The sequence below is a fragment of the Lactobacillus helveticus genome, assembly GCF_046109915.1.
Lineage (GTDB): Bacteria > Bacillota > Bacilli > Lactobacillales > Lactobacillaceae > Lactobacillus > Lactobacillus helveticus.
This window is the reverse complement of record NZ_CP151471.1, coordinates 881991-901039: the sequence shown is the minus strand read 5'-3', so window position 1 is coordinate 901039 and position 19049 is coordinate 881991. Positions and strand designations below refer to the sequence as shown.

The 19049-nt window shown below is 36.5% G+C and carries 20 protein-coding genes and 1 pseudogene; 20 read left to right on the top strand and 1 reads right to left on the bottom strand.

Annotated elements, in window-relative coordinates; all coding sequences use genetic code 11:
* Positions 1-19 precede the first annotated feature (19 nt).
* From AADV52_RS04610 to mreD, 4 genes are all read left to right on the top strand, one after another.
* A complete protein-coding gene (locus tag AADV52_RS04610; protein WP_003627679.1) occupies positions 20-643 on the top strand; it encodes a JAB domain-containing protein in 624 nt (207 codons plus the stop codon).
* Positions 644-738: 95 nt separating this feature from the next.
* Positions 739-1743, top strand: coding sequence for a rod shape-determining protein (locus AADV52_RS04605; RefSeq protein ID WP_014919045.1), 1005 nt, complete (start codon positions 739-741; stop codon positions 1741-1743).
* A gap of 45 nt (positions 1744-1788) precedes the next feature.
* Positions 1789-2640, top strand: a complete 852-nt coding sequence (gene mreC / locus AADV52_RS04600; protein WP_014919044.1) for a rod shape-determining protein MreC — start codon at positions 1789-1791, stop codon at positions 2638-2640.
* Positions 2640-3179, top strand: a complete 540-nt coding sequence (gene mreD, locus AADV52_RS04595; RefSeq protein ID WP_014919043.1) for a rod shape-determining protein MreD — start codon at positions 2640-2642, stop codon at positions 3177-3179. The genes mreC and mreD overlap by 1 nt, the downstream gene beginning before the upstream one ends.
* A 39-nt stretch (positions 3180-3218) precedes the next feature.
* Here mreD and AADV52_RS04590 read toward each other — a convergent pair whose 3' ends face one another.
* Positions 3219-3353 (bottom strand): DUF4044 domain-containing protein, encoded by a 135-nt coding sequence (locus AADV52_RS04590; protein ID WP_003627675.1) that lies wholly within the window; start codon positions 3351-3353, stop codon positions 3219-3221.
* A 94-nt stretch (positions 3354-3447) separates the two neighbouring features.
* Between AADV52_RS04590 and AADV52_RS04585 the strand changes: the two genes are divergently transcribed.
* From AADV52_RS04585 to AADV52_RS04510, 16 genes and pseudogenes are all read left to right on the top strand, one after another.
* Positions 3448-3780, top strand: a complete 333-nt coding sequence (locus AADV52_RS04585; RefSeq protein WP_014919042.1) for a DUF3397 domain-containing protein — start codon at positions 3448-3450, stop codon at positions 3778-3780.
* A gap of 223 nt (positions 3781-4003) precedes the next feature.
* Positions 4004-5263: pseudogene (locus AADV52_RS04580) on the top strand (transposase).
* Between the two features lie 179 nt (positions 5264-5442).
* Entirely contained in the window at positions 5443-5874 is a 432-nt protein-coding gene (gene mraZ, locus AADV52_RS04575) for a division/cell wall cluster transcriptional repressor MraZ (RefSeq protein ID WP_014919038.1), read from the top strand.
* Positions 5875-5878: 4 nt separating this feature from the next.
* Entirely contained in the window at positions 5879-6826 is a 948-nt protein-coding gene (rsmH, locus tag AADV52_RS04570) for a 16S rRNA (cytosine(1402)-N(4))-methyltransferase RsmH (protein WP_014919037.1), read from the top strand.
* A 13-nt stretch (positions 6827-6839) separates the two neighbouring features.
* On the top strand, positions 6840-7202 hold the full coding sequence (ftsL, locus tag AADV52_RS04565; protein ID WP_014919036.1) for a cell division protein FtsL: 363 nt from the start codon (positions 6840-6842) through the stop codon (positions 7200-7202).
* Complete coding sequence (locus AADV52_RS04560) at positions 7202-9361, top strand: penicillin-binding protein (protein ID WP_014919035.1); 2160 nt, start codon at positions 7202-7204, stop codon at positions 9359-9361. The genes ftsL and AADV52_RS04560 overlap by 1 nt, the downstream gene beginning before the upstream one ends.
* 6 nt (positions 9362-9367) lie before the next feature.
* Positions 9368-10336 carry a phospho-N-acetylmuramoyl-pentapeptide-transferase gene (mraY, locus tag AADV52_RS04555; RefSeq protein ID WP_041808761.1) on the top strand — a complete coding sequence of 323 codons (969 nt, stop codon included), beginning with the start codon at positions 9368-9370 and terminating at the stop codon, positions 10334-10336.
* Positions 10337-10345: 9 nt separating this feature from the next.
* Entirely contained in the window at positions 10346-11725 is a 1380-nt protein-coding gene (murD, locus tag AADV52_RS04550) for a UDP-N-acetylmuramoyl-L-alanine--D-glutamate ligase (RefSeq protein WP_003627666.1), read from the top strand.
* A 1-nt stretch (position 11726) separates the two neighbouring features.
* Positions 11727-12833, top strand: coding sequence for an undecaprenyldiphospho-muramoylpentapeptide beta-N-acetylglucosaminyltransferase (gene murG, locus AADV52_RS04545; protein ID WP_014919033.1), 1107 nt, complete (start codon positions 11727-11729; stop codon positions 12831-12833).
* A 16-nt stretch (positions 12834-12849) separates the two neighbouring features.
* Complete coding sequence (locus AADV52_RS04540; RefSeq protein ID WP_014919032.1) at positions 12850-13707, top strand: cell division protein FtsQ/DivIB; 858 nt, start codon at positions 12850-12852, stop codon at positions 13705-13707.
* Positions 13708-13769: 62 nt separating this feature from the next.
* Positions 13770-15128: a cell division protein FtsA gene (gene ftsA / locus AADV52_RS04535; RefSeq protein ID WP_014919031.1), complete on the top strand. Its 1359-nt coding sequence runs from the start codon at positions 13770-13772 to the stop codon at positions 15126-15128.
* Positions 15129-15142: 14 nt separating this feature from the next.
* Positions 15143-16501, top strand: a complete 1359-nt coding sequence (gene ftsZ / locus AADV52_RS04530; RefSeq protein ID WP_014919030.1) for a cell division protein FtsZ — start codon at positions 15143-15145, stop codon at positions 16499-16501.
* A gap of 17 nt (positions 16502-16518) precedes the next feature.
* Complete coding sequence (locus AADV52_RS04525) at positions 16519-16959, top strand: cell division protein SepF (protein WP_014919029.1); 441 nt, start codon at positions 16519-16521, stop codon at positions 16957-16959.
* Positions 16959-17261, top strand: coding sequence for a YggT family protein (locus tag AADV52_RS04520; RefSeq protein WP_003627655.1), 303 nt, complete (start codon positions 16959-16961; stop codon positions 17259-17261). Before AADV52_RS04525 ends, AADV52_RS04520 begins: the two co-directional genes overlap by 1 nt.
* Positions 17261-18061 (top strand): RNA-binding protein, encoded by an 801-nt coding sequence (locus AADV52_RS04515; protein ID WP_014919028.1) that lies wholly within the window; start codon positions 17261-17263, stop codon positions 18059-18061. Before AADV52_RS04520 ends, AADV52_RS04515 begins: the two co-directional genes overlap by 1 nt.
* A complete protein-coding gene (locus AADV52_RS04510; protein WP_014919027.1) occupies positions 18037-18834 on the top strand; it encodes a DivIVA domain-containing protein in 798 nt (265 codons plus the stop codon). The genes AADV52_RS04515 and AADV52_RS04510 overlap by 25 nt, the downstream gene beginning before the upstream one ends.
* Positions 18835-19049 lie beyond the last annotated feature (215 nt).

Below are 19049 nucleotides of genomic sequence, written 5' to 3'. Positions count from 1 at the left end.
TAATGAAGGGAGAATTTTTATGATAGAAATAAACTCAAATCATTACTTTGTAAATACAGACCTCGAATTATTGGCTAAATTATTTGAGCAGTTTAAAGATAAGGGAATTGAAACATTCGAAGAGATGGAATCTTTCTTAGGAAAAAGAAATTTCAATTCCTTTGATGACATAGTTCAATTTATTACGGGCCCAAATTGTTCAAGCAGCTTGGCTATTACAGCTGAAGAGGTGATGGATCGTCTGCGGATGGCATCATCTAAACGAAAGCCGGTTTTGGCTTCAAGCGTTGAAGTGGGTACATATTTAGCCGATAAATTAGTAGGTCACAAGCAAGAAGAGCTATGGGCACTGTATGTCGATAATGGAAATCGAATTGTTGCCGAGAAGAAGATTTTTCAAGGCACATTAAATAAATCAGTCGCACATCCGCGAGAAATTTTTCGCTGGGCCGTAATCTATGACTGTTCAGGGATTTTTATTGCTCATAATCACCCTAGTGGCAAATTAATACCGTCTTCTAATGATTTTGAATTAACTAAGGATCTATATCGGGCGGCAAAAATGATGAAAATTGATCTTTTAGATCATTTTATTGTTGGTCAAGGGCAATATTTGAGCATGCGCGAAAAAGAATTGTTTTAAACTTCTTTAAAATTTGCGTGAAAATCACCTTTAAAGTTATAGTATGCTATAATTATTCAAGATTTAGAGACCGCAACAATTAAGGAGAGATTTTTGTGTTTGGATTAGGTACAAAGAATATTGGTATCGACTTAGGTACAGCCAATACACTTGTTTATATGGAAGGCAAAGGTATCGTTTTAAGAGAACCTTCTGTAGTAGCAAAGAATACACATTCAGGTGAAGTAATCGCAGTTGGTTCAGAAGCTAAGGAAATGATTGGTAGAACCCCAGGTAGTATTGTAGCTATTCGTCCAATGAAGGACGGGGTTATTGCCGATTACGATACCACTGCTGCTATGCTTAAGTACTTTATGGAAAAGACTGTTGGTAACTCCAAGCCTTCAGTAATGATCTGTGTTCCTTCAGGTGTTACTGAGGTTGAAAAGCGTGCTGTAATTGATGCAGCTAGAGTAGCTGGTGCTCGTGAAGCTTTTGTAATTGAAGAACCATTTGCTGCAGCTATTGGTGCAGGCCTTCCAGTTATGGATCCTACTGGTTCAATGGTTGTTGATATCGGTGGTGGTACTACTGATGTAGCTACTATTTCATTAGGTGGTATTGTTTCATCAACTTCAATCCGTCAAGCTGGGGATAAGTTTAATAATGCAATTATTAATTACATTCACTCCAACTTTAACCTATTAATTGGTGAAAGAACTGCTGAAGATATTAAGATTCAAGTAGGTTCTGCTTCAATCGAAAAGGCTAAGGAAATTAAAGCCATGAATATTCGTGGTCGTGATTTGGTTACTGGTTTACCAAAATCAATCGATATCAACGCTGAAGATATTGCTAAGGCTATCCAAGATGCTGTTCAAGACATCATCGTTGCAGTTAAGGAAACTTTGGAGCAAACCTCTCCTGAAATTGCTGCCGATGTTATCGATCACGGTATTGTTTTGACCGGTGGTGGTGCACTTCTTAAGAACTTGCCAGAAGTAATTTCTGAAGCAACCAAGGTTCCAGTATTTATTGCTCAAGATCCACTTGATTGTGTGGCAATTGGTACTGGTGAATCACTCAAGAATATTGAAGTAATGCGTAGAAGTCGCAAATAATACAAAAGCCGGCTATGGTCGGTTTTTCTTTAGGATCAATTCTTAATGAAAAAATTTCTACAAAATAAAAAGTTATCATCAACATTTATTGTAATTATTGTCATTTTTACCGTTTTAGGTGGGAGCGTTAGTTTACGTAATAAACGTAATGCTCCATTGCTTGTTCAAAGTCTAGGAAATGATATTGTCGCTTTAGGAACTCGAATTGTCGATGTACCTGTAGGCTTTATTTCTGGTGGGTTGAATAGTGCACACGAGATTTTAAATGCACAAGATGAAAATAACCATCTAAAACGTCAAATTACTAATTTGGGACAAACTAAGGTCCGCAATGCCAGCTTAGAGAAGGAAAATCGTCAATTAAAAGCTGGATTGAATCTAAAGGATACTTTAAGTGGCTATACTTTAATCAATGCTTCCGTTATTTCTCGTGCACCAGATACTTGGTCAGACTTGTTGACGATTAACAAAGGTAGCTCTTCAGGCATTAAGAAAAATATGGCTGTTATGTGTGGTGGCGGTGTCATCGGACGAATCGTAGAAGCCGATGCAGCTTCTTCAAAGGTTGAATTAATCACTACTACAGATGAATCGGCTAACCGTTTTTCAGTTCAAGCCGATGCAGCTAATGGTAAAACCGTTCACGGAATTATCACTGTTACAGCTAATAATCAATTAGCCTTTACTCAAGTAGTTGATGGACGAAAGTTAAAAGCTGGTACTAAAGTTTATACAAGTGGTATGGGTGGCAATTCACCTAAAGGCCTTTTAATTGGTACTGTTACCCAAACAACGCGTGATTCATTTGGTTTATCTGATCAAATTCGAATTAAGCCGGCTGGTGATATTAGCGATCCTTCAGTTGTCACAGTGATTGAAAGACAGGTGGCTAACTAATGTCTGTTTTTCGTAAATGGGTTTTAGCAATTGGACTTTTTGTTGCTATCGTTGTAGATGGCGTTTGTTCATTATATTTACATCAATTTATGGATTATGGAAGTTTTGGTGCTGCTAGTTTGATTTTGCCGATTAGCGTGATGCTGATTGGACTTTTCGACGATACCAATAAAAATGAAATTTGGTTGGCATTAGGAACAGGTATAGTTGCTGACATTTACTTTTATGGCTTTATAGGTATTTATACTGTTTTCCTGCCATTTAGCTGCTGGATTTGCAAAAAGATTGCTCGTTTTTTACCAGAAATTTTTTGGGCAAGATTAATTGTGGTCCTATTGGGAACCACAGTCTTTGTAGCATATAGTTGGCTAATCTTTAATATGGTAAGCGTTGCTACCACGTCGCTTCATGGATTATTAATGAGTCTATTGGTAAATCTTGGTTGGACAGCCGGATTCTTTGTTTGTCTATACTGGATTTGGGGCAATTTAGCACAAGATTATCCATTCTTAATTGATTTAAATGCATATCGCGTATAAAAATAAAAAGAGACGAGAAAATTTTTCTCGTCTCTTTTTTTAAAACATTCCTGCTCCGGCCATTGCACCGACTGCACCAGCAACAACTGCGGCTAATGTAATGACAGCCATTAACCAAGCCATCACGATTGTCAATTTTTGAAAACCAGATTTCTTTTTCTTTCTTCGTGCCATAAAAAGCCCTCCTACTTGAACAATATTTTATGCTTATTAATAGTTTTTTTCAAATGAATTGTAGTTTAGAATAAAAAGGATGGAGGATCTTCTTATGCTTTTTATTTTCTTAATACCAGTTATTGGATTGATAGCTGCTTTTTTAATTAATAAAATTTTCCCACGAGCTCAATTTAGAGGTTATGATGTGTTGCCATTTTTCCTGCTAGTTGCATGTAACTTGGCTACTGCTCATGCTAATATGCCTTCTTTTTTACCATATGGATTTTTATTTTACTTTATCTTAGTTATTATTGTGTCTTTGAGTGATGCAATTAAAAATAAAAATATTTCATTAGGCAAGACAATTCGCAAGTTGTGGGACTATTTAGCTGCCTGCAGTTGTTTTTGGTATCTTTGTTCATTAATTTTAATGTTTGCTTATTAATTTAGTTACTAATTCCTTAATAAAGCAAAAATTATTTGTATATGCAGAAGCCGCAAAATTATAATATTTTGAGGCTTTTTTAAATTTTATAACTGAAACTTGAAAGCTAGAAATCACGCTCTTTCCGCATGGTTTCTAGTCTTTTTTGCGTAAAAATAAAAACGCAGGATTTCTCCGCATTATACTTTAAGTGTCAAATCCAAAGTAAAGGAGATCCTACGCAATGAAAAGTATAACGCAATTTAACCAAGAAAAGGACACTAAATCTTTAATTTCTTCATTTACTAAGTTAATTGGTCTAGGTGATTTGAGTAAAAAGGTAAACTTCAAACGACATTCCCTGGTTAGCCTGTTAATGGTTATTACCTGGATGATCAAGGCTAGATTTGCGCGAAAGTCGCTTTATCGCTGTCAGCGCGCCAAGAATTTTGCTGCTAAAACTGGCAGAAATGTGCTCAATGATGGCCGCATCAACTGGCAGAAGCTGGTCTGTTTGGCTGCTGTCAAGCTGATTTCTGTTTTGAAGCCAGCAATTGATCGGCGTCGAAGATTAGCTTTGATCGTTGATGATACGCTGATGGCCAGACCGTGTTCTAAAAAGACAGAATTATTGGCTAAAGTCTATGATCATATGACAAGCATGAATTTTTAACCGGCTATCGTGGTCTAACTGTTGGCTGGAGCGATGGCAATACCTTCTTGCCGGTTAATTTTGCTTTGATGCCAACTAAGAAAAAAGAGAATATGATTGGCAATCAGCCTGTTACTACTGATCAGCGCTCAATTGCCGGTCGTAGAAGAACCCAGGCTCAAAGACCAATGAACGTTGTCACGGTGGAGCTGCTTAAGCAGGCTGTCGCGCTGGGCATACCGGCTGAATACGTCTTATTCGACAGCTGGTTCTCTTCACCTAAAATGTTCTGGCAGCTGAAAAAATTAGGGTTAGACAGCGTAGGCATGCTTAAGCAGACCAAGAAAGTTTATTATCGTTACCGCGACCGCCTTTATGATGTCAAAGGCCTGTATGAACGTTTGGCTGCCGCCAAAACGCGGCAGTAAAGGAAAATATTTAGTACTGGCAACTACGCAATACAAGCTGCATCCACAGGAAATCATTCAGCTCTATGGCCGCAGATGGAAGATCGAAACTTATTTTAAAGCAGCTAAGCAATACTTAGCCTTAAACAAATCACAGATTCAAAGCTATGACGGGCAATGCGGCTACATTGCCGTGACAGCTCTAACTTATGATCTGTTGGCTTGGCCAGAAAGACAGAGTATCGATGATCGAACCTTAGGCGATTTATTCTATTTAATGAATGAAGCGCTGCCTGATTTAGCCTTTGAAGAGGCATTGGTCTACCTGCTTACCGCTCTTAAAGAAGTAAAAGCAGAGATCTCCGCCACAGTGGAACAAATATTAGACAACTTTATTAAGTTATTGCCGGTTTTCATGCAAAAGCAGCTGCTGCGGACAGCTTAAAAACTAAATTAGTAGTGAAAAAGCCAGATCCAATATGGATCCGGCTAGTTTTAGTGCTTTCAAGTTTCAGTTTTATAAAATAAAAAGATAAATAAACATAAAAATATGTATTTTTTTCCAGAGTTTGTGGTAGAGAGTGGTGAATTGTGGTAAATTATTTAGTGGAAGGGGGCTAGACCATGTTCATGGGTGAATATCACCACAATCTTGATAACAAGGGTCGCCTAATTATACCAGCGAAACTTCGCGATCAGATTGGAAATAAAATGGTATTTACTCGAGGAATGGAAGGCTGTATTTTTGGCTATTCGATGAAAGAATGGCAAAAAATAGAAGCCAAATTAGCAAAACTTCCGTTGACTAAGAGGAATACGCGCAAGTTTATGCGTTTATTCTACTCTGGTGCGATGGAAAGTGAGTTTGATAAGCAGGGGCGTGTCAATTTTACATCGACATTAAAAGCTCATGCTGGACTCATTAAAGAATGTGTCATTATAGGAGTTTCTGACCGAATTGAAATTTGGGCTAAGGAACGTTGGGATAGCTTTGAAGAAGAAGCTAACGAAGACTATGATGACATTGCTGAAAATTTGGACGACATTGAACTATAAAACCATGAAATTCAAACACACCAGTGTACTCTTACACGAAACTATAGATAATTTAAAACCAAAAAACGGTGGTCTTTATGTAGATGCAACTTTTGGCGGCGGTGGGCATGCCAAGTATTTGTTAAGCAAAATTGAGACTGGTACGTTAGTCGGTTTTGACCAAGATGAATATGCGATAAAATCGGCAGAGTTGAACTTCGCTGATTTATTGCAGCCAGATAGTGAACCTAGATTGAGATTAGTACATGACAACTTTAGTAATTTGGAACAGGATCTAGTTAAGCTGGGTTACTCAGATGGAATAGATGGCATATATTACGATTTAGGTGTTTCGTCACCTCAGTTTGATCAAGCTGATCGTGGCTTCTCGTATCGTTATAATGCAAGATTAGATATGAGAATGGATCAAAGTCAAGATACAGATGCTTATCAGTTAGTTAATACTTTAAGTCAAAAAGAGCTGGCAGATATCTTATATCAGTACGGAGACGAAAAATTCTCTCGGCAGATCGCTCATAGGATCGTAGAAAGACGTAAGGATAAGCCAATTGTGACAACCTTTGAATTGGTTGACATCATTAAAGAGGCGATTCCCGCGTATGCACGAAGGACTGGAGGACATCCAGCTAAGAAAAGTTTTCAAGCTTTACGAGTTGCTGTTAATCACGAACTTGATGTTTTACAGGCTTCACTTGAAGAAGCTATTAGAATTTTAAGACCTGGTGGCAGAATTAGCGTGATTACCTTTCAGTCCCATGAAGATAAAATCGTTAAAAAAATTTTTAAGAAGTATTCAGAGGTTGAAGTTCCAAGAGGAATGCCCTTTGTGCCAGACGATATGAAACCAACGCTACGTTTGGTAAATCGCAAACCGATTACTGCTTCGACTTCCGAGTTAGAAAACAACAACCGCTCACACAGTGCAAAACTACGGGTTGCAGAGAAGTTATAAAGAGGAAAATGCTATGGCTGACAGCTCAGCAAGAAAAATTGAATATGAACCTAGAAAACAGAAAGGTTCGCAGAAACGTCAACGAATTACCCTTGATCCGCATAAAGTTCCTTACAATGTTTTAGAGAAGACTTTACTAGCAATAGGAAGCATCGTCACCTTGGGAATGATGATCTTTTTGGTTTCTTCTAGTATTTCTGCAACTTCAGCTCAACATGAGTTATCTCAAACTCAGCAGACAGTTGCAAAGGAACAAAATAGGATCACCGATTTACGTCAAGAAATTGGTGAGTTAACTTCTACTTCACGTTTGAACAAAATCGCACGTGAAAAAGGATTAACTCTGATTAATAAAAACATTAGGACAATTCGCTAATGAAAAAAAACAGTAATTTAAAATTACAAAAATCCAAAGCTCACAGCTACCGCTTCACAGTGGGGAGAGTTCTCCAAGTAGCTGTGGCTTTGGTTTTTCTTGTATTTACAGCTAGATTTTTATATATAGGAATATCTAAGACTGTCAATGGACAGAATTTATCGCAGAGAACTAAGCAGCTTTATAAGCGGAATGAAGTTATCAAGGCTTCGCGAGGTACAATCTATGATTGCAACGGTTTAGCGATCGCAGAAGATTCGCATTTGTATACTGTTTATGCAATTTTGGATAAGTCTTCAATTAACTACAAAAATAAACCAGAATATGTGGTTAATAAGTCTGAAACTGCTGAAAAATTAGCTAAGGTTTTACCGTTATCTGCAGATAAAATTTATCAATATTTGAATCCCAAGCATAAAGCTTTCCAGGTTCAATTTGGTACTGGCGGTAGTGGATTAACTTTGAAGCAGAAAAAGCAAATAGAGGCTATGAAGTTGCCAGGAATTAAATTCGTGGCAACTCCTTCTCGTTTGTATCCAAACGGCAATTTTGCTTCACATATTGTTGGTTTAGCTCAGCCAGAATACAACAAAAAGACCAATAGTGAAATGCTAGTAGGTACTATGGGATTAGAGGCTTATTTCAACGATACTTTAACCGGTAAAGATGGTTATCGTATTTCTACAGTAGATGCTTCCGAAAACCAATCACCTAACCAGAATCAAGTTTATAAGCCAGTTGAAAACGGTAATAACTTGTATTTGACTTTGAATTCACAACTTCAAAGTTATTTGGAAGCTAGATTGACGGAAGTACAAAAAGCTTATGATCCTACTTCAATTACTGCTGTAGTTGAGGACATGAAGACAGGGAAGGTTTTGGCTGCTTCGCAACGTCCTACTTTTAATCCTCAAACTAAGAAGGGATTAACTAAATCGTATCGAAATATTTTAGTTCAAGATACGTATGAACCAGGTTCTGTATTTAAGGTATTATCATTTGCGGCTGCAGTGAACAGCGGCAATTATAATCCAAATGAATATTATCGTTCAGGTTCAGTAAGTATTGGTGGTTCAACAATTCATGACTGGCTTACTTCTGGTTGGGGCACCATCCCATTTTCACAAGCTTTTGAGAGATCAAGTAACACCGGTTTTGTTAAGTTGGAACAAAAGATGGGTTCAAAAACTTGGAAAAAATACCTTAAGAGGTTCCATATTGGTGAAAAAACTGGTATAACTCTTCCAGGTGAACAACCAGGCTTCATTTCATTTAAGACTCCAGTCGATCAAGCAGTAACTGCTTTTGGTCAGGGTGTTAACGTCAATGTAATGCAAATGATGCAGGCTTATAGTTCCTTAGGGAATAATGGTCAGATGGTTAAACCACAATTAGTTGATAAAGTTACTGACTTTAATGGTAAAACAATAAAGGGTTACCAAATCAAAAAAGTTGGTACGCCAATTTATTCTGCTAAAATCAAACGTGTTGTATTGGCCAATATGAGAAAAGTTTTGAATAAACAGTCAGGTACTGGATCAGCCTATAAGATGGGTAATGCTGATATTGGGGTTAAAACTGGTACAGCACAGATTGCCAATCCTAAGGGTGGCGGTTATCTTAAGGGCGATAGCAATTATATCTTCTCTGTTGTAGGGGTTTACCCTACTAAGAATCCAAGATATTGTATTTACCTAACTATTAAGCAGCCTCATTTAGCCGGTACAACAGCAGAAAAGATTTTAGCTTCTATCTTTAAACCAATGATGAGTCGAATTATTACAATGGCTAAGAGCAATAATTCAACTACAACTGTCACTGTCCCTAACTTTAAGGATATGACAGTTGCTCAAGCTTCAGCTAAAGCTAAGCAAATTGGTCTTAACTTGGTTAAAGTAGGCGAAAAAGATAAAATTACTGCTCAAGGAATTAAGAGCGGTGAAAAATTGGAGTCTGGAGATAAAATTTTTGTATATACTTCAGGTAAAATAAATTGTCCTGATATGAAGGGTTGGAGCTTTAATGACTTACATCAATTCTCTAATGTATCAGGTGTTAAATTAAGCATAAAGGGAACCGGAACTGTTGCCAGCCAAAGCGTGGCTAAGGGAACAGAATTAAAATCTGGAGAAAAAATAAAAGTTAATTTAAAGGAGTAGCATAGGATGAGTATTATGCAAGCAAGCTGTATTGCTTTAGTTAGTTCGCTGATTTTGACGGTGACTTTTTTACCGTTGTTAATTAAGTTTATGCATTCGCATCATGAAGGACAGGAAATTCGTGATGAGGGGCCAAAATGGCACCAAAAGAAATCCGGTACCCCTACAATGGGAGGAACGATTTTTGTGATTGCCGCAGTGATTTCTGTTATTTGGGTAACTGCATGGCAACATAGTTTGAATAAAGTTGTTTGGATTTTGGTAATCAGTCTTTTGGGTTACGGAATCATTGGCTTTCTTGATGATGGCATTAAGCTTTACTACAAGAGAAACTTAGGCTTAAGAGCATGGCAAAAACTTGCTTTACAAATTATTATTGCCGTTGTAATTGTGTTAATTGCTTCAAGCGATCACTTTAATTTCGGTTTATACATTCCATTTGCTGGAGTTGTTCATAGCGTAGCATTATTTGTAATCTTCATTATTTTCTGGCTGGTTGGCTTTTCAAATGCTGTTAACCTTTCAGATGGGTTAGATGGTTTGGCTACAGGTTTATCTGTAGTGGCTTATGGTACTTATGCTTATATCGCATTTAAACAGAAGAATTTTGCTATTTTAGCCTTTTGTATGAGTGTGATTGGTGGTTTGATTGCTTTCTTTATTTTCAATCATAAGCCAGCCAAAATCTTCATGGGGGATGCTGGCTCACTTGCATTAGGTGGTGGTCTTGCCACAGTAAGTATCATGCTTAACAGACCATGGTCACTTTTATTAGTGGGTATTGTATTTGTATGTGAAACTACTAGTGTAATTATGCAGGTTATTTCTTTCCAAACTACTGGTAAGAGAATTTTTAAGATGACTCCTATTCACCATCACTTTGAAATGTTGGGCTGGTCAGAATGGAAAGTAGACATTGTTTTTTGGATTGTTGGTTTAGTAGGTAGTATTTTATATTTAGCAATTTGGGGATAAAAATAAAAAATGAAGGATATTAAAACTTATAGTAATAAGAATATTTTAGTTTTAGGTCTAGGTAAAAGTGGATTTGCAGTTAGTGAATTACTTTTAAAATTAGGTGCTAAATTAACCTTAAATGATAAGGCTGATCTTGATAAAAATGAAAAAGCACAAGAATTAAAGGCTAAAGGCGTTCGTGTAATTGGCGGACATCACCCAGTTGATTTGCTTGAAAAAGAACATTTTGATTATTTGGTTAAGAACCCAGGTATTCCATATGAGAATCCAATGGTTAAAAAGGCTGAAGAATTAAATATTCCAATTATTACGGAACCTGAAATTGCTTTAAGCTGCAGCGATGCTCCTTATGTTTGTGTTACTGGTTCAAATGGTAAGACCACTACTGTAATGCTTACTCAAAGAATTTTAGACCATCATTTACAAAAATCAGGTCATCACGCTTATGCAGTAGGTAATATTGGTGTACCAATTTCTGAAGTAGTGCCAAAGGCAACTAAAGATGATATTTTGGTAGTAGAAATTTCAAGTTTCCAATTATTGGGTGTAACTGATATCGATCCTAAGGTAGCAGCTATTGTAGACATTTATAACAATGTTCACCTAGATTATCACAAGACCTTTGAAAATTATGTAAATGCTAAGTTGAACGTTACTAGAACACAAAATAGTGATGATTACTTCATTGCAAACTATGATCAAAAAGATATTTTAGCTAAGGAAAAAGAAGTAACTCCAGCTAAAATGCAAACTTTCTCAGAAACAGATTCCAGTGCAGATTACTTTATCGGCGATGAATATCTTGAAAGTCAAAATGAGAAGATCATGAAGATTGTAGATATCAAGTTGCCAGGTATCCATAATTTGCAAAATAGTTTGGTTGCAATCGCAATTTCAAAAGTTATGGGTGCAGACAATGATGACATTGCGGCAGTTTTGAGTACCTTCACTGGTGCTAAGCACCGTTTGCAATATGTAACGACTCTTGATGGACGCAAGGTTTATAATGATTCTAAGTCAACTAATATTGAAGCAGCTACAGTGGCTATTCCTTCATTTAAAGAGCCAGAAGTCCTGATCGCAGGTGGTCTTGATAGAGGATTCTTGTTTGATGATTTAGTACCATTGTTCAAGAAGCATGTTAAATCAATTGTTCTTTATGGAGAAACCAAATATCTGTTGGCTGATGCTGCTAGAAAAGCTGGCATTAAAGATATTGTAATTGTTAATACTCTTCAAGAAGCTGTTCCAAGAGCATATGAATTAAGTGAACCTGGTGACGTAATCCTATTCTCACCAGCATGTGCTTCATGGGATCAATTTAGAACCTTTGAAGATCGTGGCGATTACTTTGTAAAGTTTGTTAAGGAATTGAAGACTAAATAAAATGAGAGTTATATTTACTGGTGGTGGCACAGGCGGTCACATTTACCCAATTATGGCAATTATTGAACGTTTAAAGGAACGTGGAATTAGTACAAATGATGAAATCCTATTTGTAGGGACAAAAAAAGGATTGGAATCCAAAATCGTTCCTGCTGCTGGAGCTAATTTTAAAACGATTAATATCCAAGGATTTAATCGTAAGCATCCGTTGAAGAACTTCGAAACTATTAAATTGTTTTTGCAAGCTACTAAGAGTGCACGGAAAATTCTAAAAGAATTTAAGCCAGATGTAGTTTTGGGGACAGGTGGCTATGTTAGTGGAGCCATGGTTTATGAAGCTGCTAAAATGCATATTCCAACTATGATTCATGAATCTAATTCAGTTGTAGGTCTAGCTAATAAGTTTTTAGGTCACTATGTAGATCGTATTTGTTACACTTTTGACGATGCCGCAAAGGAATTTCCCGAAAAGAAGAAGCTAGTCAAAACTGGTAATCCAAGATCACAACAAGTTTTGAGCTTACATGAAGAAAAAATTGATATAAAGAAGAAGTGGGGACTTAATCCAGATATGCCAACTGTTTTGGTCTTTGGTGGTTCTCGCGGTGCTTTAGCTATTAATCGCATCATGCTTAAGTCATTAATGAATCTCAAAACTAAGCCATACCAAATTATTTGGGCTACAGGTACCTACTACTTTGACTCAGTTCAAAAGAAATTAAAGGGTGTAGATATTGGTACTAATATTAAGGTTTTGCCATACATTAAAAATATGCCAGGCTTATTACCAGAAATGACCTGTGTTGTTTCAAGATCTGGAGCAACAAGTATTGCAGAATTTACTGCATTGGGCGTACCTGTAATTTTGATTCCAAGTCCTAATGTAACGCATAATCACCAAATGAAGAATGCGTTAGATTTGGAAAAAGCTGGCGCAGCTTTGGTTATTCCTGAAGATGATCTTAACCCTAATAATTTTGTTTCATCAATTGATCATATTTTGCTTGATGAAAAATATGCTAAGGAAATGAGTCAAGCTTCAAAGGCATTAGGCGTACCTGATGCATCTGATCAAGTAATTAAAGTGATGGAAGAGATTTCACGCTAGGAGGCCGGTGAGGCAGATGGCAAAGAAACCAGTAACAAGGATTGATCCCAGAAAGGAATTATCTCCTTATCTGAATCATGAATTCAATCAACAAAAAAATAGTCGTAAATCTCAAGCCAAAATTTCTGCCTCACTTTCTAGTTTACAGGCGGAAAGACGACGATCTTTAAGACGAAGATTAGGTCTAATAATGTCGGTTTCAATTTTGGCGATTGCTGGCTTAGGCTATTATATTTCTCCTTTGGCCAATATAAGTACGGTTAAAGTGATTGGTGCTTCAGATTTACCGATTAAGGGAATTGTAAAAGCATCCAAAATCAAAGCTAGTGATAAAGTTTTTGATTATTTGTTTCAACAAAAAGATTTGAGTCAAAAATTATCTAAAAAATATCCTGAAATAGAGAGTGCGCAAGCACATTTAGGTCATGTTAATCAGCTTATATTACAAATTAACGAGCGTAAAACAGTAGGCTATTTAAAAGATGGCGATGACTATCGTAAAATTTTAAGTAATAGCAAACTTGGTAGTACCGCCATTACATGGACGAAAGTTGATCAAGATAAACCTATTTTCGTTGGTTATAATAAATCATCTTCTCTAAAAGAAGATTTAAACTTATTTAATAGTTTGCCCAAATCATTCCAAAATCAGGTAAAATTATTAAGTGGGAACACTAGACGAAAGTCGCAAGTGATTTTGGTTATGAAAGATGGCAATGTAATTATTGGCAGTACCGTAACTTTAAAGAGCAAACTAAAATATTACGATGAAATTAAAGTTAAAGCTGGTAAGAATAGCTTAATTGATTTAGAAATAGGTGCGTTTAGCAGGCCATTAACTTCAAGTGAAAAGAAGGCTTACGGGGTATCGTAGCTGTTTTACTTGTTTATTTATGTTAGAATTTTTTCAAAGCAAATATTAATGGGGGCTTAATTTTGGAGAATTCAAATCTTTTAGTGGGTCTTGATATAGGAACCACGAGCGTGAAAGCTGTTGTGGCAGATTCAGGTAAAGTCATTGGTGCAGTTACTACGCCGAATTCAGGCATGAGACATGGTCAGATCGTTGATATTGATCAGACTGCAGTTGCTATTAGCCGAGCTTTAAAGGGCGTAGCAGAAAAAACTAATGCAAAGATTTATAGTGTTGTAGCTGGAATTCCAGTAGGAATGTTGCAGTTAGAGACCGCAACTGGATTTGCCAATGTTGGTGAAGAAGGACAAGAAGTATGCAACGAAGATGTTAAGAGAACGATTCGTTCTGCAATTCATGCTGCTGCAAAGGACGATCGTGAAGCAATTACTTTTTTGCCTAGTCGATTTTTAATTGATGGAAAAACTGAGGTCGATGATCCTCGTAAAATGATTGCTCGTTCACTTGGAGTAACAGGTATTTTGTTAACAGCTCCAACTGGTTCATTGCATAATATTAAAAAAGCAATTGAGCGTGCGGGTTATCATAATAATTTCTTTGTTCCAACGCCATTGGCAATTTCTAGTGTTGCATTGAATGAAAGTGAAAAAACTTTTGGTTCTGTAATTATTGATCTTGGTGGTGGAGTAAGTACAGCAACTGTTATTAAAGAAGGTCAAATTAAGTATGCCAACATCGATTTAGAAGGCGGCAGTGATATTACCAATGATATTTCTGCTGTCTTAAGTATTTCTAAGCGTGATGCTGAGCAAATTAAATTAGACTATGGCTTTGCTGATCCCCAATTTGCCTCTAAAAATGATAAGTTTGCAATTAATAGCGTAGGCTCAAATGGCCAGCAAATGATCGATGAAGTTTACTTAAGCGAAATTATCAATGCTCGTCTTGAGCAAATTTTAACCCGTCTTGGTAAAGGATTGGCTAAGCATAATGCTTTGAAACAACCAGGTGGGATTGTAATTACTGGCGGTACTAGTTTGCTTCAAGGAATTGATAGTTTGACCGCTAATGGCTTAAACGTGAAGGCACGCATTTATCAACCAGATCAAATTGGGATGCGCAATCCAATTTATACTGCTGCATATGGAATAGTAAATTATTCTTATAAGATGTTAGAAGTTGATTATCTTGTTAACAGTGTAATCTATGGTTTTGGTGAAAATGTGGTTGAAGAACCAGTTTCGAAGCCAAAAACTTCCAAGAATTCTAAAAGAACTGTTTCTAATAGTGAAAGTGAAACCAAAGAAGCTTATAATAGAAACAAAATGTCCGCAAGAGATGATTCTTCAACGGACGAAGAAAATAACAATCAAGAGAAAACTAATGGCTTGAAGAGTTTCTTTAAGAAATTCTTTGATTAAAGGTGGTTAATTTAATGGATTTTACATTCGATTCAGACGACAATAAAAATGCTGTCATCAAAGTTATTGGTGTTGGCGGTGCCGGAGGCAATGCTGTTAACCGAATGATTGATGACGGTGTACAAGGTGTTTCATTTATCGCAGCAAACACCGATGTTCAAGCTTTAAACAGTAATAAGGCTGAAAATAAGATTCAATTAGGGCCTAAATTGACAAGAGGTTTAGGTGCAGGTTCACATCCTGAAGTAGGACAAAAAGCTGCTGAAGAAAGTGAACAAACAATTGAAGATGCACTAAAAGGTGCTGATATGATCTTTATTACCGCTGGTATGGGTGGTGGTACCGGTACTGGTGCGGCTCCTGTAGTTGCTAAAATCGCACGTGAAACTGGTGCTTTAACTGTTGGTGTAGTTACACGCCCATTCAGCTTTGAAGGCCCTAAGCGCTCAAAAAATGCTGCAGAAGGAATTACTCAATTAAAGCAATACGTTGATACTTTAGTTATTATCGCTAACAATCGTTTGCTTGAAATGGTTGATAAGAAGACCCCAATGATGGATGCCTTCAAAGAAGCTGATAACGTTTTGAAGCAAGGTGTACAAGGTATTTCAGATTTGATTACTTCAACTGACTACGTAAACTTGGACTTCGCTGACGTTAAGACTGTTATGGAAAACCAAGGTGCAGCTTTGATGGGTATTGGTCGTGCTAGTGGTGAAAACAGAACAGTAGAAGCTACTAAGCTTGCCATTTCTTCACCACTTCTTGAAGTATCCATTGATGGTGCTAAGCAAGTATTGCTTAACATTACTGGTGGACCTGACCTTACTTTGTTTGAAGCTCAAGATGCATCAGAAATCGTTTCTAAAGCTGCTGGTGATGATGTCAACATTATCTTTGGTACTTCAATCAATCCTAACTTAGGTGATGAAGTAGTAGTTACTGTAATTGCTACTGGTATTGATTCTAAGGCTGAAGAAGCTGCATCAAAGCAATTACCAGGACGTAGTCATCAAATTAAGGCTCAACCTAAGAAGGAAACAGATTCAGTTGTTAATACTACTGTTCAACCAGAAAAGCAAACTGTTGACCGTCCACAAACTGTTCAACCTGCTAATAATGCTAATGCAGATCGCGAAGCAGAAAAGCCAAAGCAAACAATGGTTGATCCAACTAGTGTTTGGGGATTGAACGACAATCAAGATAATCAAAGAAGAAATACAAAGCCTGCTGAGCCAAAGGATGATCATGAAAGCTTTGATACTTTTAGCAATGATGATCAAGACAGTATTTCTCAAATTGAAACTAGTGCTCAAGACGATAGTGATGATAATGACGACATCCCATTCTTCAAACATCGTGGTGAAAACTAGTTTGGAGGTAGATACAAATGGCTTTTGATAAATTAGGTAGATTTTTCGGTATTTCCAATGATGATGACGATGAGTTGGAAAAAGAAGAATATGCCACTTCAAACAATGATGAGAATGAAAACTTACCTCTAAATTCTGTTAGTCGAGACAATATTGTTTCAATTAAGTCAGGATTAAATTCTGCTAAAAGCAAAATTGTTTTATATGAGCCACGTGTTTATTCAGATGCTAAAGATGTTGCTCAAAACTTATTAAACAATAAAGCAGTTGTAATTAACTTTAGTAGAATGGAAGATAGTTCGGCTCGTCGAATAGTCGATTTTATCACAGGGACAGTTTATGCATTAAATGGTGAAATCCAACGCATTGGAGACAAGATCTTTTTAGCTACTCCACCAAAATTTGTTACTGATGGTAAAATTAGCGACTTAGTAGATAAGAAAGATAATTTAAGTTAATGTTAAACGTAATACACTTTATTTACTTAGCTCTCACTTGGATTCTATGGCTTTACAGTCTTTTTATTGTAATTGATGCAATTTTAAGTTGGGTACCGATGTTAAGTAACTCTGTCATTGGTCGCTTTTTGGATAAGATTGTAAATCCATATTTGAACTTATTTAGAAAAGGTCCATTTGCCAAATTAGCTAACTCTACTGGAATTGATGTTTCTCCAATTATTGGATTGTTTATTTTGTACTTTGTACAAAATTATGTCTTATATTGGATTATTAATATTTTGTTGAGGATGTTAGGTTAATGCAAAAGCGACAAGCAAGTAAGTTTTATTCACATTTTAATCAAGAAGAAAGACCAGTAATTGACTATTTTACTGGTCTTTTTAATCAGATAATTTTTAAACATGAGCCAATTTTAACGGATTTTTTAGATCCAGGTAAAAGAGCAATTTTGAAAACTATCGTGGGTAATGACGTTTTTATGCAAGAATATGGCGGGTATCCCAATGCTGAGAAGAAACGCGTTTATTTAAGTGAAGAATGGGTTAATTTACAGCCAAGTGATTATTTAATTCAACCATATGAAATTGAGTATCCACAAAAATTTATTAAAATTAATCATAGTGCTATTTTAGGTACTTTGGCTAATTCTGGAATTGAAACGGATACTTTTGGCGATATCATTACTGACGAAAATGGTAAATGGCAATTTTTTGCTAAAAAAGAATTAGTAGACTTTTTTGAAGAACAAATTACTCGAATAGGTAGAGCACAAGTAAAATTAAAAGAAATCACTTTTAAGGATGTTTTAGTGCCAGAAGATGATTCAACCGAGAAGACGGAAATTGTTGCTTCCATGAGAATCGATGCGGTTTTATCTAGTATTAGCAAGCAAAGTCGTGGTCAGATTCAAAAACTGATTGAAAATCATTTAGTCAAATTAAATTGGCATGACATAGCTGATTCTAATATAATGGTTAAAGAGAATGATATTTTGAGTTTGAGACATTTTGGACGAATTCTGATTGAAGATGTTTCAGCTACAAGAAAAGGTAAATATAAGGTGGTGCTCAAACTTTGGCAGACAAAGAAACGAAACTGACCCCGATGGATATTCATAATAAGGAATTCAAGCATCGAGGCCGCAATGGATACGATCGTTATGAAGTGGATAGCTTTTTAGATGATGTCGTTGATAGCTATGGGGATGCGCTTGATCAAGTAGTAGATTTAAAGAACGAAGTAGTATCTTTAAATAAAAAAGTGGAAGATATGCAGGCTCAAGTAGATGAGTACAGTAATATGAAGAAATCTCTTATTTCTGCTCAACAGACTGTAGATCAATTAAAAGGAAATTCGGAAGCAGAAGCTAAACGCATTCTGGATGATGCTAAAAAACAAGCTCAAACAGAGGTTGGCTATCAAAAGCAACAGCAAGAAGTTATTTCCAATGATTACAAACGTTTAAAGAAACAAATCGGCGAATTCCGTAGTCATATGCAAGCAATGCTCCAAGATGAGATAAATAATTTAAATGATGAGACTTGGCAACATGCTCTAGATGAATATTTCCATACAGAACGATTTTATCCAGGCAATGGTGCAGAGCCAATTGGTGAAGAAGAGGAAATTGCGAATGAATCCGCAATTGATGATGAAGATGTTGACAACGATGATGTAAATGACGTAAACTCTTCTCAAGAACCTGATGATTTGGACATGGACTTGTCAGATGATTCTGATGACGATGATGATTCTGCTCCTAAGCCAATGACAGGGGATAGTCCGCACCATGAAACAATTAATTTGAAACCTGAGATGCCTAAGACTTCATCAGGTCCAACAATTGTTTTCCCGGATGATTATAAAAAATAAAAAAATTAGATTGACAGTAAAACTCGAAGGCAATTCAGCGAGCTAGTGTTGGTGGAAGATTAGCATAAGAGCCTGAAGGTTGATCAGCTGTCTGAATAATCTAAACGTTTTTTGCACGTTACGCAAATTAAGTGGAACTTTTTAAGTTCAATTTAGGTGGTACCACGGTTAACCTCGTCCTAATTTAGGACGAGGTTTTCTTTTTTAGAAAGGAA

Excerpts from the sequence above, each read along its gene's own strand:
- AADV52_RS04610 (WP_003627679.1), top strand. The coding sequence starts at position 20 with ATGATAGAAATAAACTCAAATCATTACTTTGTAAATACAGACCTCGAA.
- murD (WP_003627666.1), top strand. The coding sequence starts at position 10,346 with ATGAAGGATATTAAAACTTATAGTAATAAGAATATTTTAGTTTTAGGT.
- mraY (WP_041808761.1), top strand. The coding sequence starts at position 9,368 with ATGAGTATTATGCAAGCAAGCTGTATTGCTTTAGTTAGTTCGCTGATT.
- mraZ (WP_014919038.1), top strand. The coding sequence starts at position 5,443 with ATGTTCATGGGTGAATATCACCACAATCTTGATAACAAGGGTCGCCTA.
- mreC (WP_014919044.1), top strand. The coding sequence starts at position 1,789 with ATGAAAAAATTTCTACAAAATAAAAAGTTATCATCAACATTTATTGTA.
- rsmH (WP_014919037.1), top strand. The coding sequence starts at position 5,879 with ATGAAATTCAAACACACCAGTGTACTCTTACACGAAACTATAGATAAT.
- AADV52_RS04590 (WP_003627675.1), bottom strand. The coding sequence starts at position 3,353 with ATGGCACGAAGAAAGAAAAAGAAATCTGGTTTTCAAAAATTGACAATC.
- AADV52_RS04540 (WP_014919032.1), top strand. The coding sequence starts at position 12,850 with ATGGCAAAGAAACCAGTAACAAGGATTGATCCCAGAAAGGAATTATCT.
- AADV52_RS04520 (WP_003627655.1), top strand. The coding sequence starts at position 16,959 with ATGTTAAACGTAATACACTTTATTTACTTAGCTCTCACTTGGATTCTA.
- AADV52_RS04560 (WP_014919035.1), top strand. The coding sequence starts at position 7,202 with ATGAAAAAAAACAGTAATTTAAAATTACAAAAATCCAAAGCTCACAGC.
- murG (WP_014919033.1), top strand. The coding sequence starts at position 11,727 with ATGAGAGTTATATTTACTGGTGGTGGCACAGGCGGTCACATTTACCCA.
- mreD (WP_014919043.1), top strand. The coding sequence starts at position 2,640 with ATGTCTGTTTTTCGTAAATGGGTTTTAGCAATTGGACTTTTTGTTGCT.
- ftsZ (WP_014919030.1), top strand. The coding sequence starts at position 15,143 with ATGGATTTTACATTCGATTCAGACGACAATAAAAATGCTGTCATCAAA.
- AADV52_RS04525 (WP_014919029.1), top strand. The coding sequence starts at position 16,519 with ATGGCTTTTGATAAATTAGGTAGATTTTTCGGTATTTCCAATGATGAT.
- ftsL (WP_014919036.1), top strand. The coding sequence starts at position 6,840 with ATGGCTGACAGCTCAGCAAGAAAAATTGAATATGAACCTAGAAAACAG.
- AADV52_RS04585 (WP_014919042.1), top strand. The coding sequence starts at position 3,448 with ATGCTTTTTATTTTCTTAATACCAGTTATTGGATTGATAGCTGCTTTT.
- AADV52_RS04515 (WP_014919028.1), top strand. The coding sequence starts at position 17,261 with ATGCAAAAGCGACAAGCAAGTAAGTTTTATTCACATTTTAATCAAGAA.